Origin of the sequence: Cutibacterium equinum (assembly GCF_028021195.1) — a bacterium.
Taxonomy (GTDB): Bacteria; Actinomycetota; Actinomycetes; order Propionibacteriales; family Propionibacteriaceae; genus Cutibacterium; species Cutibacterium equinum.
The window spans coordinates 1,133,654-1,150,510 of the sequence record NZ_CP115668.1 but is presented as its reverse complement, the minus strand read 5'-3'; the positions used below and the strand labels follow the sequence as shown (position 1 = coordinate 1,150,510).

The window sequence follows — 16,857 nt, the reverse complement described above, 5'->3', positions numbered from 1 at the left end:
CGACAGTCACCGCCCGTCATCATCGCATGATCGTCACTTCGTGGACGCGTTTGCCTCGTCCTTACCCTCGGGAGACTCAGCCTTCTTCTTCGGCTTGGCGTCCACGCCAGCCTCACGACGCTGAGCCGGGGTGATCGGGGCCGGAGCAGCCGTCAGCGGGTCGTAGCCGTTGCCGGTCTTGGGGAAGGCGATGACGTCGCGAATCGTCTCGAAGCCGCCCAACAGCATGACCAGACGGTCCAGACCGAAGGCGATGCCACCGTGCGGCGGGGCGCCGAACTTGAAGGCGTCGAGGAGGAAGCCGAACTTCTCCTGAGCCTCCTGCTCACCGATGCCCATGACGTTGAAGACACGCTCCTGGACGTCACGGCGGTGAATACGGATGGATCCGCCGCCGACCTCGTTGCCATTGACGACGAAGTCGTAGGCGTAGGCGAGAGCCGAACCGGGATCGGTGTCAAAGGTGTCCATGCACTCGGGGGTCGGGCTGGTGAACGCATGGTGAACAGCAGTCCAGGCGCCGCCGCCAACCGCGACGTCACCGGATGCCTCGGCCTCCTTGGTGGGCTTGAACAGCGGGGCGTCGACCACCCAGCAGAAGGCCCAGTCGGCCGGGTCGAAGAGCTCGCAACGACGGCCGATCTCCAGGCGGGCCGCACCGAGCAACTCCTGGGAGGAAGTCTTCGGACCGGCGGCGAAGAAGATGGCGTCACCGGGCTTGGCACCGACCTTCTCGGCGATACCGGCCTTCTCCTGGTCGGAGATGTTCTTGGCGACCGGGCCGCCTGGCACACCCTCATCAGAAATGGTGATGTAGGCCAGCCCCTTGGCGCCTCGGGTACGAGCCCACTCCTGCCAGGCGTCGAACTGACGGCGCGGCAGGGAGGCTCCCCCAGGCATGACGACGGCACCGACGTAGGGAGCCTGGAAGACGCGGAAAGGCGTGTTGGCGAAGAAGTCGGTGACCTCGGTGATCTCGTTGCCGAAACGCAGATCTGGCTTGTCAGAGCCATAACGGTCCATGGCCTCGTGCCAGGTGATGCGCGGCAGCGGTGTCGGCATGTCAACGCCGATGATCTTCCAGCAGGCCGCCATGATCTCCTCGGCCAGGGCGATGACATCATCCTGGTCGACGAAGCTCATCTCGACGTCGAGCTGGGTGAACTCGGGCTGACGGTCAGCGCGGAAATCCTCATCCCGGTAGCACCGGGCGATCTGGTAGTAACGCTCCATGCCCGACACCATGAGCAACTGCTTGAACAGCTGGGGGCTCTGCGGCAGGGCGTACCAGCAGCCTGGGGCCAGACGGGCCGGGACCAGGAAGTCTCGGGCGCCCTCGGGGGTGGACCGAGTCAGGGTCGGGGTCTCGATGTCGTAGAAGTTGTGACGGTCGAGGACCTCGCGGATGGCGTGGGTCACCTTGGAACGCAACACCAGGGCCTCGTGTTGACGGGGACGGCGCAGGTCCAGGTAGCGGTACTTGAGGCGGGCATCCTCACCGACGGTGACGTGCTCGTCAATCTGGAAGGGCAGCGGGGCCGAGGAGTTGAGCACCTCGAGTTCGGAAATCGCGACCTCGATCTCACCAGTGGGAAGGTTCGGGTTGGCGTTGCCCTCCGGGCGGGCCTCGACGACACCGGTCACCTTGATGCAGTACTCGTTGCGCAGATCATGGGCGCCCGAGGACTCGAGAATCTCGTCACGGATGACGACCTGGGCCAGACCGGAGGCGTCACGAAGATCGATGAAGGCGACGCCGCCATGATCGCGTCGGTGCCCGACCCATCCGGCGAGAGTCACCTCCTTGCCAATGTCGCTGGCTCGCAGGCTTCCGGCGTCGTGGGTTCGCAGCACGTGTCATCCTTCCGTTGTCGTGGGCCACGTATAGACGGTACGGGCCACGAACCAGCATACCGACAGCCACCTCAGCCGTCATCCGGGCATGAGCGAGACGGACCGCACTACAAGACATGACAAGAGCGCCGTAGCTGTTACCGCCACGGCGCTCTCTCATTCACGAAATCTGAGTATCAGGCCTGAATCTCGGGGAACCACTCCTCGATCTGCTTACGCATCGCCTCGTTACCACCGGAACGCTTGTGGTTGGCGAGGATCCACTCACGCAGGGAGCCACCCGCCGCGTCGTTGATGGCGTTTCGGGCCGTCTCGGGATCTCCCAACACATCCTTCATCATCGACACCGCCTCGTCAGTGGTGCGGTAGAAGTACGGGTAGTCCTCCGGAACGGTCTTGCGGGCCCAGGCGGTATCCGGGAAGACACCGACCGCGCCAGCGACCAACGCCTCGAGATACTCAAAGCCGTAGGCCTCGTTCTTCGCGGTAGCGAGGAAAGCCGTCATGCGGGCCAAGGACTCCCAGTACTCCTCACGCTGACCGAACAGCGGGCCGACCGAGGCCCACTTGGGCGAGGACATCTTCATGGCCATGACGCTGGCCAGGTCGCGCTGACTCAGACGAGCCTCCATACGCACATCCATCTCGGAAGCCACACGGTTCATGACGTCGAGGAAGATCTTCGGACGCTTGTTGTCGGTGAGGTGGATGGCCGGGTAAAGCACGGTCGGGATCTCAGGATCGACGTGCTCGCGGACCAGATCGTCACGAATACCAGGCTGAATCCAGGCGACCCGAGCCTGGTGGGCCAGCGGGGAGATCGTCCAGCGACGGACCAGCTCGGTGACCTCACCGGCGGTGCGCTCACCGGAGCACAGCGTTGGGAAGAGGGCGTATGCCAAGCCCATGGCCGCGAAGTTCACCTTGTGGTGGTAGTGCGACGGGGGCAGCCACTGCAGGTTGAGGATCTTCGGCTCGGCACCCTCACGGTGCATCGTCTGGAAGACGCCGACCGAGTCAATGACGTCGAGGTTGATGACGAGGGTTTCCAAGGGGTCGAGGCTGGTCAGCGCCTTGGCCTCGAAACCGTCGCACTGGCGATCCTCGTGGTTGACGACGACGGCTCCCGGGTACATCGCGAGGAGTCGCTCGACCAGTGCGGTTCCGCCTCCTCGTCCGACAAGTCGACCCTGGTCGTCAACAATGGGGCCACCATCGAGGAAACCCATCTTGATTGCGATGGTCATTGGTCATCTCCCGTGATCCGTGGACGCAGGTGCGGCCGTGCACAAAGTTTATGAGCGCCACTCTATCGCCGAGGGTGGCACTTCGGTAGGAGAATTGAATGGGCTCAGGCCAACAAGGATGTGTTATGCGGTGGGCGTCGGCCCGGTGAGGGTCTTCTGAAGAGTGGGGGCCTCCCGAGCAATGAGTTCTGCGGCGGAAAGGGCTGCCAAGGATCGCAGCCCAACGACGTAACGGGCGGTGAAGATTCCCAACAACTGTGACAGTCCCAGCGAGGCCCTCACCCCCGCATCCTCCTCCCCGAACCGAGGCGCCAGGAGCTTGACGACCGGCGCCAAGATCTGATCGGTGTAGAACTCGCGGATCATGTCGAAGGCGTCGGGCTGGGTGAGAAGAGCCTGAACCACGCCCTGCATTTGCGGATCCGGACCGCCCAGGCCGAGGTGGCCGTCCCAGGCATCGATGAAGGCCCTGACCAGCTCCTCCCCGAGGTGATCCGGATCCGTCCGGGAGCAGACGTCAGCAATGATCCGGTGTGGCCCGCTGGGCAGGGACATCGCCTCGTTGTAGAGGGCCTGCTTGGAGCCGAAGTAGTAGCTCACCAACGACGTGTCCACCCCGGCTTCACGAGCAATGGCCCGCAGGCTCACCGACTGAAAATCATCGGCGAGGAAAAGTGCCCTGGCAGCGGCCAGAATCGACGCTCGCGCTGCTCCGACCTCACCCCTCGGACCACGGCGAGGCGCTCGAGTGCTCTGTGATTGACCTGGGACAGACATGGCACGACCGTACTCCCCTCAAAAATCTTGCGAAAAAGGGGGCACCAGATGCTGCGCGGTGATTTCGACAGTGATGAAATAGGGACATGGGCGCACATCCTGGTACTGCGATTCCACTGGCCGACCAAGACCTTCGGATGGGTCTTGACATCGGATCGACGACGATCAAGGCCGTCGTCCTCGACCCCGACGAGAGGATTCTCTTCGAGGACTACAGACGCCACCATGCCGACATCACCGGCGCCATGGCATCACTGCTTGGCGATGCTGCCGACGCCCTCCCCGGTGCCAAGGTGCGCGCAACCGTCACCGGATCGGCAGGCCTGGGAACCGCCGAGGCCCTGGACCTCACCTTCATCCAAGAGGTGATGGCCGAGACTGCCGCCGTCCAACACTGGAACCCCGAGGCCGACGTCCTCCTGGAACTGGGCGGCGAGGACGCCAAGATCACCTACCTCAAACCGGTCCCCGAGCAGCGCATGAACGGTTCGTGTGCCGGCGGTACTGGTGCCTTCATCGACCAGATGGCCACCCTGCTCCACACCGACGCCCCGGGCCTCAATGACCTGGCCTCACGAGCCCGCACCATCCACCCCATCGCCTCACGCTGTGGTGTCTTCGCCAAGTCTGACCTCCAGCCCCTCATCAACGAGGGTGCGCGTCACGAAGACCTCGCGGCATCCGTCATGCAGGCCGTCGCCACCCAGTGCATCGCCGGACTGGCATGCGGACGCCCGATCCGTGGCAAGGTCATCTTCCTCGGCGGCCCGCTGCACTTCATGCCAACCCTGCGCGACGCCTTCGCCCGTGTTCTCGAGGGCAAGGTAGACCAGTACATCACCCCGGAGCGCGCCCAGCTCTACGTGGCGATGGGGGCTGCCCTGACCTCAACCTCGGAGCCCGTCGATCTCGCCGAGACCGCCGAGCGTTCCCGTCACGCCCGCACTCGCAACGGCTTGTCCCAGTCGATGCCACCGCTGTTCAAGGATGAGGAGGAGCTGGCGGAGTTCACCAAGCGTCATGGGCAGGCCAAACTCCCCCATCTGCCGCTGCATGATGCCCGCGGCAACCTCTTCCTGGGCATTGACGCCGGCTCGACGACGATCAAGTCAGTCCTGCTCGACGAGTCCCTCAACATCGTCGCCTCCCACTATGCGTCCAACGAGGGCGACCCGGTCAGTGCCGCGGTTCAGATCCTCGCTGACCTCTACGACGCCATGCCCGCCGAGGCGACCATCGCCCGCACCTGCACCACCGGATACGGGGAAGGACTCGTCAAGGCCGCCCTGGGTGCCCAGGACGGCGAGGTCGAGACGATGGCCCACTACAGGGCCGCCGATCACCTCCTTCCCGGAGTCACCGCCATCATCGACATCGGCGGCCAGGACATGAAGTACCTGCGCGTCGTTGACCAGGTGATCGACTCCATTTCCGTCAACGAGGCCTGCTCGTCGGGATGTGGATCCTTCCTCCAGACCTTCGCCGCTGGGATGAACACTGACATCCAGTCCTTTGCCGACATGAGCCTGATGGCCCAACATCCCGTCGACCTCGGGAGCCGCTGTACCGTCTTCATGAACTCCTCGGTCAAGCAGGCCCAGAAGGAGGGCGCCTCCCCCGCCGACATCGCTGCCGGATTGTCCTACTCCGTGGTCCGCAACGCCTTGTACAAGGTCATCAAGCTCACCGATCCGTCCCAACTGGGTGACAAGATCGTCGTCCAAGGCGGCACCTTCCTCAACAACGCGGTGCTGCGAGCCTTCGAGAAGCTCACCGGCCGCGAAGTCGTCCGTCCTGCCGAGGCCGGGCTCATGGGTGCTTACGGGGCAGCCCTGACGGCTCGTGCCCGCTTCCACGCTGGGGAGCCCACCACCTCTGAGGGGCTGCGAGACCGTGCCGAACTGGACGGATTCGCCGTCGAGACCCATCGTGACGACTGCACCTTGTGCCAGAACCACTGTCAGCGCACCATCGCCACCTTCTCGGACGGACGTGTCTTCGTCTCGGGCAACCGGTGCGACCGTGGCGCCGAGGTCGACAACCGCAAGATGGCCAAGGCGCCGAAGTCTGAACTACCCAACGTGTTCGAGGCCAAGTACAAGAGGCTGTTCAGTTACCGACGACTCACCGCCAAGAAGGCCTTCCGTGGTGACCTGGGTCTGCCTCGTGCCCTCAACATGTACGAGAACTACCCATTCTGGTTCACGACCCTGTCAGCTCTGGGTTATCGCGTCATGCTCTCAGGTCGCTCCTCCCATGCCCTGTTCGAGAAGGGTATGGAGTCCATCGCCAGCGAGAACATCTGCTATCCAGCCAAACTCAACAACGGTCACGTCGAAGATCTTGTGGAGCGGGGCGTCAAGCGGATCTTCGATCCCTGCATCCGTTTCGAGCAGGTCAGCGTGGCCGATGCTGACGCCCACTTCAACTGCCCGATCGTCGCCTCCTACCCCGAGGTCATCCGCGCGAATGTGGAGAGCCTGCGCGACAAGGGCGTCGAACTCATCTCTCCCTTCCTCTCCCTGGCCAACCCGGACAAACTCGCGGAACGGCTGGCCGAGGTCTTCGCCGAGGACGGGGTGACCGTTGAGGAGGCCCGCCAAGCTGTCGCCAAGGGGCTTGAGGAGGACAAGGCCTTCCATGACGACGTCCGCGCGATGGGCGAAGAGGCCCTGGCCTACATGGCCGAGCACAACGTTCCCGGCATCGTGCTAGCAGGACGCCCCTACCACGTCGATCCCGAAATCCATCACGGCATTCCCGAAATGGTCAATTCCCTGGGGATGGCGGTCCTCACCGAGGACTGCGTGGCCCATCTGGGGGCTGACCTGCTGGAGCGTCCACTGCGCGTGCGCGACCAGTGGATGTTCCACTCTCGCCTCTACCAAGCAGCCGCTTTCGTGGGTTCCCGCCCCGATCTCGAGCTCGTTCAGCTCAACTCCTTCGGCTGCGGCCTGGACGCCATCACCACCGATCAGGTGCGCGAGATCCTGGCTGCCCGCGACCGCATTTACACCACCCTCAAGATTGACGAGGTGTCGAACCTGGGCGCGGCCCGAATCCGGATGCGCTCCCTGCAGGCCGCCGCGAAGGAACGTGCCAGCCACAAACGCACGGCGGTGACCCATCGACTCTCTGACGACCGAGTCCCCTTCACCAAGGACATGAGGGCGACCCACACCATCCTGGTGCCCCAGCTCGCCCCCTACCAGACCTCCATTGCCGAGGCGGCTCTGCGCGCCTCCGGTTACAACGTCGAGGTGTTGGAGCAGGCATCCAGGGAAAACATCGACTTCGGCTTGTCGGTGGTCAACAACGATGCGTGCTTCCCCGCCATCGTGGTCATTGGTCAACTCGTCTCGGCGCTGAAGTCGGGCAAGTACGACCTGGATCACACCACCCTCTTCCTCACCCAGACCGGCGGTATGTGCCGTGCCACCAACTACATCGGTCTGCTGCGCAAGGCCCTCAAGGACGCCGGGTTCGGACACATTCCGGTCATCGCGGCCTCCTTGCAAGGTGTCGAGGACAACCCGGGCTTCTCCCTCACCGCCCCCCTGATTCACCGCATGGTTCAGGCCATCACGATCGGCGACCTGCTGCAAAAGGTTCACCTGCGTACCCGCCCCTACGAGGCGGTGCCAGGCTCGGCCGATGAGCTCATGAGCCGCTGGACGACCATTGCCAGACAGCACTTCCTCGACGACGGGCATTCCCAGACCTGGGGACGACGCACCTCCTACAAGGCCATCGTCAACGGCATCGTCGACGACTTTGACCACCTTGAGCTTGTCGATGGCCCGCGCAAACCTCGCGTCGGAGTCCTCGGGGAGATCCTGGTGCAGTTCCATCCGGACGCCAACAACCACATCGTCGAGACCATCGAGTCCGAGGACTGCGAGGCCGTCCTGCCGGGCCTCATGTGGTTCGTCTACAACTGCTTGTCTGCTGGCGACTACAACTACAAGACCTTCGGCACTGACAAGTGGGCTCGTCACCTCAAGAAGGCCTTCCGTGCCTTGCTCATGCAATACCAGAAGCCAGTGACCGCTGCGCTGAAGAAGTCGACCCGCTTCGAGGTTCCAACCCCGATCACCGAACTCATGGAGGACGCCCAGCGCATCGTCCAGCTTGGTAACCAGGCTGGTGAGGGTTGGTACCTCGTCGGTGAGATGGTCGACATGATCCGTGAAGGTGTACCGAACATCGCCGTCGTCCAGCCGTTTGCCTGCTTGCCGAACCATGTCACGGGGCGGGGCATCTTCCGCGAGATCCGCCGTCAGTTCCCGCACGCCAATGTGGTGTCGGTCGACTACGACCCCGGTGCATCCCAGGTCAACCAGCTCAACCGCATCAAGCTCATGGCTGCTACGGCACGCGATCGCAACGACCCGGAAAAACTTGGCGCCAACGAGGCCGTGCGTCCGGAGCCGGGCGAGGACATCCCTTCCTCGCCACAAACCGCGTCGCTTCCGGACCCAAACCCGGTGATGGAGCTGTCTTTACGTATGTAGTATCTCTTCGGGAGCCGGTGATATCGTCACCGATATGAAACTGACCGGCACCCGTCGTCTACGGACAGATCGCCTGGTGCTGCGCCGATTGACCCTCGACGATGCCCAACAGATGTACGACAACTGGGCCAGCGATCCGGTGGTCACACAGTTCCTCTCGTGGCCCGCCCATTCCAGCGTGGACGTGAGCAGAACCATCTTGGCTTCATGGGTCGATTCCTACGATGACCCAGGAACTTTCAACTGGGGCATCGAGTTGATCGCGGACGGGACCCTCATTGGGCAGACCTCGGTCGGCGAAAAGGATCTGCGCACCGGCCTGGTCAATGTTGGCTACGCCATCGGACGGCGATGGTGGGGCAAGGGCTACGGCACAGAGGTCTTGGTCGCACTGATGGATTATCTCTTCGACGTGGTCGAGGTCAACAAGGTGGAGGCCAGCCATGATCCTGCCAACGTTGCCTCGGGACGAGTCATGGAGAAGGCCGGAATGGTGACCGAGGGTCTGCGTCGGGCTTGCTACCTCAGTGGGTCGACGATCCGCGACCAGCTCTACCACGGCATGCTCCGTAGTGAATGGGAAGGGCGTCAGTGCTGAACCATGCTCACGAAGCGACGCCTCGACGGTGGCGCGCAGTCTTCCTCGCCGTCGCATCGCTGGCCTCGCTGACCTGGGCCTTCGCAGGCATCCTCAACCCGCAGATGAGCCAGCTGCACGCCTTCATCTCGGAGTACTCCGCCCGTGACCAACCGTGGCGGTACCTCTTCCAGACCACCGACGTCATCATGGGTGCTTTCCTGTGTCTGGCGGGTGTGGCCACTCTCGTATGGGCAGGCCACCGCCCCCTCACCCCTCAGGGGTGGGCGGGCATTGGATTCGTGGCCGGCGGGCTGTTCAGCGTCGTTGACGCCTTGGTGACGATGGACTGTTCCCCTGACCGGTCCACGGCCTGTAAGGCTGCTGAGGACGCCGGTCACGTCAGCCTGAGTCACATCCTCCACGTGGGAACCTCGACCATCGTCGTCGTCGGCTTCGCCCTCCCGATCCTGCTGCTCAACTCCACCATGACGAGGTTGCGCCCTGTCGGCCTGGTGGTGGCATGGGCGTGGGTCGTCTTCACCTTGCTCAATGGCATCGGAGCCTTGGATTGGTTCGACGGCACCCCGATGGACTACACCGGACTCTGGCAGCGCTTCAGCTTGTCCCTGGGCACCCTGTGGTGGCTGACGCTGGCTGCCGATGACATCCTCACCTCGCGTGCTCAACGACGCATGACGATCTGTTGACAGATGAGACACGAAGGGCTCCCGGTCAACACCGGGAGCCCTGATTCTGTGCGGCGTCGCGGGGTGTCGGCTTGTCTCACCAGGAGCCGACGACGCCGGGATGCAGATCCTCGGCAGGAGGGGTCCAGCTCGCGGCATCAGCCTCGATCTGATCGCCGGAACGAATGTCCTTGACGGTGTCGGGGTCACGGTGATCGCTGTGCTGAGCGCCGGGGAACCACACGAAGGGGATTCCGCGACGATCAGCGTGCTTGATCTGCTTGCCGTACTTGTCGGCCTTAGGGGCCACCTCACAGGGGATGCCACGGGAACGTAGCGCGTGGGCGACGGCCTCGGAGCTGACGCGATCCTGCTCGGTGTTGACGGCCACCAGCACCGCCGAGGGAACACAACGAGACGACGTCAGCTCTCCTCGCGAGATGATCGGGGCCAGCAGGCGGGTCAGGCCCAGCGAGATTCCCACCCCGGGGTAGACGTGCTTGCCGTCGGAGGCCAGGGACTCGTAGCGCCCGCCCGAGCACACCGAGCCCATCGACTCGTGACCGGTCAGTTCAGTCTCGTAGACGGTGCCGGTGTAGTAGTCCAGGCCACGGGCGATCTTGAGATCGGCGACCATGCGTCCGGGGACGACCTTGTTGACGGCGGTGACGACCCGGTTGAGGGAGTCGAGTCCCTCCTCGAGCATGTCGTTGGACACCCCGAGTTCACGCACCTTGGCGATGAAGGAATCGTCGGCAGACTGGATGGAGGCCAGGGCGACACACTTGTCGGCGACCTCGTCGGACAGGCCGAGTTCGTCGGTGAGGAGGTCACGCACCGCGTCCGGGCCGATCTTGTCGTACTTGTCGACCCGTTGCAGGACGGCCATGTGGTCCTCGATGCCCAGCCCGCGGTAGAACCCCTCGGAGAGCTTGCGGTTGTTGACGTGCATGGTGACGGTCGGGAAGCCCAACTCGGTGTGCAGACGCTCAAGAGCCGACAACATCACCAGCGGGGTTTCGACGTCGTGGTGCTCGGCCAGGGTCTGGTCACCGACGATGTCGATGTCAGCCTGGGTGAACTCGCGGTAGCGTCCCTCCTGAGGACGCTCACCACGCCACACCTTCTGGATCTGGTAGCGACGGAACGGGAAGTGCAGGTGTCCGGCGTTTTCCAACACGTACCGGGCGAAGGGGACGGTGAGGTCGAAGTGCAGGCCCAGCCGGTCCTTCTCCGAGCGTGAATCGTGCGGGTCGGCGTGCAGCCGATCGACGACGTAGACCTCTTTGTCGATTTCTCCCTTGCGGGTGAGTTGTTCCATGGGTTCGACGGCGCGGGTGTGGATCGGCGCGAATCCATGAAGCTCGAAGGTCTCCTCAAGGATCCGGGTCACATGGTTCTCCACCATCTGTCCTGAGGGCAGGAACTCGGGAAAACCGGACAGGGGCTTGAGACGGGCCATGGAAGGAATCCTTCGAACAGTTGGTGTACGAACAGTTGGTTGTGTGAGCGGGACAACCCGCTGGGGTCATTGTGCCAGCCCGACGACGACGAGGCTCATTGGGCACTACCCAGTGAGACGTCCTCGTGGCGGGATGGTGGCCGTCAAGGACGGTTCAGGTACGGGTTGGAGACGCGCTCCTGGGCCATCGTCGTGGCTCCCCCGTGCCCGGGCAGCAGGTGTGTGGAGTCATCGAGGGGCCAGACGACCTCGGACAGGCTGCGCGACATCTGCGCCGGGTCGCCCCCGGGCATGTCGGTGCGTCCGACGGACCCGGCGAACACGACGTCGCCGGACATGACGATCGGGCCGTACTCGGGGTCGATCAGGCGGATCATGGAGCACCCCGGGGTGTGACCTGGGGCATGGAGGAACTCCAGATCCAGTTCGGCATACTCATGGTGGGAGAATGGCTCGACGTCGAGGACGTCGGCAGGCTCACGCAAGGTCGTCGATCCGTACCACTGTTCGATGAGGGGGCGGGCGAAGTCAGACAGCGCCGCCATCGGCTCGGTGAGCAGATGCCGGTCATCTCGGGGACACAGCACTGGAATGCCGTACTCGTCTGCCACTTGGCGAGCAGAGCCGACATGGTCGATGTGTCCGTGGGTGAGCGCGACCGCCACCGGCCTCAGATGATGGGTCTTGAGTGCCTCTGGCAGGAACTCCTCGGCACCCATCCCAGGGTCAACGACGACACAGTCTGACCCTGGCTCGCGGGCTACGAGGTAGCAATTGGCCTGAAAAGGACCAGTGATGAAGGACGCAATGAACACGTTTGCCACTTTATCGGGCAAGATGGAGCGTATGAGTCACGCACAAGCTCCGCAGTCCTTCGGCCGCGTCGATGATGACGGCACCGTTTACGTCCAAACCAGTGACGGGGAAAGGCCTGTCGGCCAGGTGCCGGACTCCACCAGCGAGGAAGCCCTGGAATTCTTCGTGCGCCGCTATCACGCCCTCGAGACCGAGGTGTCGCTGCTGGAATCACGAGTGAGCTCCGGGACCGCTTCGCCGGAGGAGGCCCGGTCGGCCGCAAGCAAACTCGACACGTCCATCCGACAGGCCAACGCCGTCGGCGATCTGGAAGCGCTGGTAACTCGACTGGAGGCTCTCAGCCCCACCATCGAGGCCAAGGCCGAAACCCGCCGGGAGGAGAGGGCCGAGGCGAAGGCCCACGCCAAGCAGGCCAAGGAAGAGATGGTCGCCAAGGCGGAGGCCATCGCGGCTGGCACCGATTGGCGCGGTGGCATCGGAAAGTTCCGCGACCTGCTCGAGGAGTGGCGTCGTCTGCCCCGTATCGACAAGGCCACCGACGACGAACTGTGGAGCCGCTTCTCCGCCGCTCGCACCGCCTTCACCCGGCGTCGCAAGCAGCACATGGCAGAGCAGAATCACCTGCGTGAGAAGGCTCGTGTGGCCAAGGAGCAGATCATCGAGGAGGCCCGTTCGCTGGCCGATTCGACTGCCTGGGGTGAGACCTCACGTCAGTTCCGCGACCTCATGAGCCGGTGGAAGGCTGCTGGCCCGGCTCCTCGTGACGTCGACGAGAAGCTGTGGAAGGAGTTCCGCGCCATCCAGGACAAGTTCTTCGACGCCCGTAGCGCTGCGCAGAGCCAGCAGGACGAGGAGTACCGCGGCAATCAGGAAGTCAAGGAGAAGCTCCTCGACGAGGCCGAGAAGGACATCCTGCCGGTCGAGGACATCGAGGAGGCCAAGGCCAAGTTCCGCGCCTTCCTGGAGAAGTTCAACGAGGTCGGTCGCGTCCCTCGTGACGCCATGAAGCGCATTGACGCCCGCGTCCGTGACCTGGAGCATCAGGTCCATTCGGCCGAGGAGGCCGAGTGGAAGCGCACTGACCCGCAGGCTCGTGAGCGCGCCCGCGCCACCGTCGACATGTTCAGTGCCCAGATTGACAAGCTCAACCGCGAGGCCGAGAAGGCAGAGGCTGCTGGTCGCACCAAGGATGCCGAAAAGGCCCGCGCGTCGATCCAGACCTACCAGACCTGGCTGGACGAGGCTCAGAAAGCCCTCGACGAGTTCAGCGCCTGAGTATCTGCCCACACAAGAACGGCTCCAGTCACGATGACCGGGGCCGTTCGTCCTACCGGTGGCGTTTCACACAGAGGATCAACAGGTCACGACTTCACACGGAAGACGTCATAGACCCCGGAAATCCGCCGGATGGACTCGATGAGGTGCTTGAGATGGGTCGGGTCGGGGGCCTCGAAGGTGAGTCGCAACCGAGCCAGATGGCTCTTCGATGCGCTCATATTCGCCGATATGACGCTGACTCCCTGCTCGGCGAGGACCCGCGAGGTGTCCAGCAGCAGCCCGGCACGGTCAAGGCCCTCGATCTGGATGGTGACCTGGTAGCCCTCCTGCTGGTTCTGCGACCACGAGACCGGCACGATCCGCTCGGGGTGTTCCAGGAGGTTCTTGGCATTCGAGCAGTCCGTCCGGTGCACTGAGACGCCGTCGGTGCGGGTGACGAAGCCCATGATCGGGTCCCCGGGAAGGGGGGTGCAGCATCGGGCCAGTTTGACCAGCATGTCAGGGTCGCCGTCAACGATGACCCCGGTCTCACTGGTGCGGTGACGAGGAGCCTTGACGCCAACGGCCAGTTCTTCCTCGACGTCTGCCGTGGTCTCTTCCGGGCCGCCCCCAAGAGCAATGAGCTTCTCGACGACCGACTGGGCGCTGACGGTGTGCTCCCCCACCGCGGCATACAAGGCGTTGATGCCGCGGATTCGCAAGTCGTCGGCCACCGCGGTGAGGTACTCGACCGTCAACAGGGACTGCAGTGGCACACCGGCCTGACGCAACTGCTTAGCGATGGCGTCCTTGCCGGCCTCGATGGACTCCTCTCGGCGCTCCTTGGTGAAGTAGGACTTGATCTTGGAACGAGCGCGCGGGGATGCGACGAAGCCCAGCCAGTCGCGACTAGGGCCGGCATCAGGGGCGTTCGAGGTGAGGATGTCGACGACGTCACCGTTGCTCAGCGTGGTGTCCAAGGTGACGAGTTTGCCGTTGACTCGGGCCCCGATGCAGCGGTGACCGACCTCTGTGTGGACGGCGTAAGCGAAGTCAACGGGGGTGGCGTCCTGCGGAAGGGCCATGACGTCACCCTTCGGGGTGAACACGTAGACCTGTGAGGAGTTGATCTCGAAGCGCAGGGAGTCCAGGAACTCACTGGGATCGGACTCCTCCTTGGACCACTGGTTGAGCGACTGCACCCAGGACAGGTCGGCACCGTCAGGCTGAATGCCCTTGCCGACGGCATTGGGATTCTCCTTGTACTTCCAATGGGCTGCAACACCGTACTCAGCGCGCCGATGCATCTCATGGGTACGGATCTGCAACTCCACCGGCTGCCCGCCAGGTCCCAGCACCGTGGTGTGCAAGGACTGGTACATGTTGTACTTCGGCATCGCGATGTAGTCCTTGAACCGTCCTGGGAGGGGGTTCCATCGCACATGCATGACGCCCAGCGCGGCATAACAGTCGCGTGGGGTGTCGACGAGAATGCGCAGACCGATGAGGTCGTAGATGTCGGAGAAGTCCCGGCCCCGCACGACCATCTTCTGGTAGATCGAGTAGTAGTGCTTCGGTCGACCGTAGACGGTTGCCTTGATGTCGGCCTCGTCGAGGTCCTGCCGGACGATCTCGATGACCTCCTTGAGCTGGGCCTCGCGCTGCGGGGCCCTTTCGGCGACCATGTGGACGATCTCGTCGTAGAGCTTGGGGTTGAGGGTGGAGAAGCACAGGTCCTCCAGCTCCCACTTGATGGCATTCATGCCCAGGCGATGGGCCAGTGGCGCGAAGATCTCAAGGGTTTCCTTGGCGATGCGATTCTGCTTGTCCGGACGCAAGTACCCCAAGGTCCTCATGTTGTGCAGCCGGTCGGCGAGCTTGATGACGAGGACGCGGATGTCTCGGCTCATGGCGATGACCATCTTGCGGATGGTTTCGGCCTTGGCCGAGTCTCCGTACTGAACCTTGTCGAGTTTCGTCACCCCGTCGACCAGCAGGGCCACTTCCTCACCGAAGTCTGCCGTGAGCTGCTCATGGGTGTACGAGGTGTCCTCGACGGTGTCGTGCAGCAGACCAGCACACAGGGTCTGCTCGTCCATGCCCAGCTCGGCCAGGATCATCGTCACCGCGAGCGGATGGGTGATGTAGGGGTCTCCGGACTTGCGGGTCTGCCCACGGTGGTAATGCTCGGCGGTGCGATACGCCCGTTCGATAACAGCGGTGTCGGCCTTGGGATGATTGGCCAGGACGACCGAGATGAGCGGGTCGGTGACACTGTCCGTCGGCTCTGAAGGCTTCGGGGTTCCCCAGCGCACGATACGCTCGCGCATACTCATCCGGGGCTGGGGACGCGGCTGGTCAGGCTTCGGCTTGCCCAGGGTTCCCTTGCCCGATGAGTACGGACCGTACACGCTGTCGTCGGTCATCGGGGCACCTCCTGGAATGTTGGACCCCCATTCTAGTGGCGTTTTCCCACGTCCATGTCGGTTGAATGCCGCGACACCGGCCGGCCGACATCGGGTGGTGATGAGGTAATGGGCCTGCCCACGTGGACGTCCCCCACGTCCTCAGCGGACGAGGTCGGACTCGGTTTGGGTCTCAGTAGCGCGGGGAACAGCCTTGCGCACGACGACGATGACGTCACCGGCCTGCAACCTTCCGATCGACGGATCGTAGAAGTTACGCTGCACGTCATTGCGAATGACGGCCAGCACTCGCTCACTCTGAATATCGGCGGGATGTGCACCGACTTCGGTCTTGGACACCATCCGCTGGACGACCTCCATGCCCTTCGAGCTGGACAACAGGTCGTCGACGACGGTCCCGACGTGCGGGTTGACCGAGGACAGGCCAAGCAGACGGCCCACCGCGTCGGCGGAGGTGACAACGGCGTCGGCCCCGGACTCACGCAACAGCGGAAGGTTCTCGTCCTCCCGGCCGGACACGACGATGTGGCAGCGCGGATTGAGCTGCCGCACCGTCAGTGTGGTGAGGATGGCCGAATCGTCGCGGTTGAGAGTGATGACGACCTCGCGTGCCTTGCTGATCTCAGCTCGTCTCAGCAGGTCACGTCTGGTCGCATCGCCTTCGAAGGCAGCCAGGCCTGACCGGTTGGCCTCGGCCACCGCAGAGGGGCGATTGTCGATGACGACGATCTTGTCGACGGGGACGTCATGATTACGCAGGGTGTTGACGGCGCTGCGTCCCTTCGTGCCGTACCCGATGACGACGGTGTGGTTCCTCATGCGCTTCCTCCAAGCACTGTCAAGCATTCCGCGTCGTCCCTCGTTGGCCAACATCTCGAGGGTGGTACCCACCAACAGCACGAGGAAGGTGATGCGCAACGGGGTGATGATGAAGGCGTTGATGAGACGCGCATGCGGCGCGACCGGGGTGATGTCACCGTAACCAGTTGTGGTCACGGTGACCGTCGAGTAGTAGAAGGCGTCGATGAGGGATACGCCGTCACCGGCAGTGGAATCAACGTAGGAGTCACGGTCGATCCAGACGATCACCGTACTGGCCAGCAACAGGATCGCCGACCAGACCAACCGCTTGACCAACTCATGGAAGGGCTTGGTGGTCTTGAACGGGAGCTTGACCAGAGCCGTCTGGTCAAAGATGTTGAGACGGCTCGAGGACTCCGTCGATTCCGCGGCCATGA

General features: G+C 63.4%; 11 protein-coding genes. 4 read left to right on the top strand and 7 right to left on the bottom strand.

Features of this window, described 5'->3' with window-relative positions:
- Positions 1–33: 33 nt before the first annotated feature.
- The 3 genes from aspS to O6R08_RS05240 all read right to left on the bottom strand — a co-directional run bounded on the left by aspS (position 34) and on the right by O6R08_RS05240 (position 3,878).
- Positions 34–1,854: an aspartate--tRNA ligase gene (gene aspS, locus O6R08_RS05250; RefSeq protein ID WP_271419042.1), complete on the bottom strand. Its 1,821-nt coding sequence runs from the start codon at positions 1,852–1,854 to the stop codon at positions 34–36.
- Between the two features lie 176 nt (positions 1,855–2,030).
- The gene (locus O6R08_RS05245; protein WP_271419041.1) at positions 2,031–3,101 is read right to left on the bottom strand and encodes a glycosyltransferase family 1 protein; all 1,071 of its coding nucleotides are present in this window, start codon (positions 3,099–3,101) and stop codon (positions 2,031–2,033) included.
- Positions 3,102–3,224: 123 nt separating this feature from the next.
- Positions 3,225–3,878 (bottom strand): TetR/AcrR family transcriptional regulator, encoded by a 654-nt coding sequence (locus tag O6R08_RS05240; RefSeq protein WP_456298783.1) that lies wholly within the window; start codon positions 3,876–3,878, stop codon positions 3,225–3,227.
- An 86-nt stretch (positions 3,879–3,964) separates the two neighbouring features.
- Here O6R08_RS05240 and O6R08_RS05235 point away from each other — a divergent pair, with 86 nt between their 5' ends.
- The 3 genes from O6R08_RS05235 to O6R08_RS05225 are packed head-to-tail and all read left to right on the top strand — an operon-like array spanning position 3,965 to position 9,679.
- The gene (locus tag O6R08_RS05235) at positions 3,965–8,392 is read left to right on the top strand and encodes an acyl-CoA dehydratase activase-related protein (RefSeq protein ID WP_271419040.1); all 4,428 of its coding nucleotides are present in this window, start codon (positions 3,965–3,967) and stop codon (positions 8,390–8,392) included.
- Between the two features lie 34 nt (positions 8,393–8,426).
- On the top strand, positions 8,427–8,990 hold the full coding sequence (locus O6R08_RS05230; protein ID WP_271419039.1) for a GNAT family N-acetyltransferase: 564 nt from the start codon (positions 8,427–8,429) through the stop codon (positions 8,988–8,990).
- Complete coding sequence (locus O6R08_RS05225) at positions 8,969–9,679, top strand: DUF998 domain-containing protein (protein WP_271419038.1); 711 nt, start codon at positions 8,969–8,971, stop codon at positions 9,677–9,679. Before O6R08_RS05230 ends, O6R08_RS05225 begins: the two co-directional genes overlap by 22 nt.
- A 76-nt stretch (positions 9,680–9,755) precedes the next feature.
- On the opposite strand, the gene hisS is transcribed toward O6R08_RS05225, so the two are convergent.
- Both hisS and O6R08_RS05215 read right to left on the bottom strand, forming a co-directional pair.
- A complete protein-coding gene (gene hisS, locus O6R08_RS05220) occupies positions 9,756–11,120 on the bottom strand; it encodes a histidine--tRNA ligase (RefSeq protein WP_271419037.1) in 1,365 nt (454 codons plus the stop codon).
- 143 nt (positions 11,121–11,263) lie between these two features.
- Entirely contained in the window at positions 11,264–11,935 is a 672-nt protein-coding gene (locus tag O6R08_RS05215; RefSeq protein ID WP_271419036.1) for an MBL fold metallo-hydrolase, read from the bottom strand.
- Here O6R08_RS05215 and O6R08_RS05210 point away from each other — a divergent pair.
- The gene (locus O6R08_RS05210; RefSeq protein ID WP_271419035.1) at positions 11,913–13,211 is read left to right on the top strand and encodes a DUF349 domain-containing protein; all 1,299 of its coding nucleotides are present in this window, start codon (positions 11,913–11,915) and stop codon (positions 13,209–13,211) included. The genes O6R08_RS05215 and O6R08_RS05210 overlap by 23 nt on opposite strands.
- Positions 13,212–13,297: 86 nt before the next feature.
- Here O6R08_RS05210 and O6R08_RS05205 read toward each other — a convergent pair whose 3' ends face one another.
- Complete coding sequence (locus tag O6R08_RS05205; RefSeq protein WP_271419034.1) at positions 13,298–15,619, bottom strand: RelA/SpoT family protein; 2,322 nt, start codon at positions 15,617–15,619, stop codon at positions 13,298–13,300.
- Between the two features lie 141 nt (positions 15,620–15,760).
- Positions 15,761–16,855, bottom strand: a complete 1,095-nt coding sequence (locus O6R08_RS05200; RefSeq protein ID WP_271419033.1) for a potassium channel family protein — start codon at positions 16,853–16,855, stop codon at positions 15,761–15,763.
- Positions 16,856–16,857 lie beyond the last annotated feature (2 nt).

Bases quoted from the DNA above. Each gene is read 5' to 3' on its own strand.
- O6R08_RS05225 (WP_271419038.1), top strand. From the start codon at position 8,969: ATGGGAAGGGCGTCAGTGCTGAACCATGCTCACGAAGCGACGCCTCGA.
- O6R08_RS05205 (WP_271419034.1), bottom strand. From the start codon at position 15,619: ATGACCGACGACAGCGTGTACGGTCCGTACTCATCGGGCAAGGGAACC.
- O6R08_RS05200 (WP_271419033.1), bottom strand. From the start codon at position 16,855: ATGGCCGCGGAATCGACGGAGTCCTCGAGCCGTCTCAACATCTTTGAC.
- hisS (WP_271419037.1), bottom strand. From the start codon at position 11,120: ATGGCCCGTCTCAAGCCCCTGTCCGGTTTTCCCGAGTTCCTGCCCTCA.
- O6R08_RS05235 (WP_271419040.1), top strand. From the start codon at position 3,965: ATGGGCGCACATCCTGGTACTGCGATTCCACTGGCCGACCAAGACCTT.
- O6R08_RS05240 (WP_456298783.1), bottom strand. From the start codon at position 3,878: ATGTCTGTCCCAGGTCAATCACAGAGCACTCGAGCGCCTCGCCGTGGT.
- O6R08_RS05230 (WP_271419039.1), top strand. From the start codon at position 8,427: ATGAAACTGACCGGCACCCGTCGTCTACGGACAGATCGCCTGGTGCTG.
- O6R08_RS05245 (WP_271419041.1), bottom strand. From the start codon at position 3,101: ATGACCATCGCAATCAAGATGGGTTTCCTCGATGGTGGCCCCATTGTT.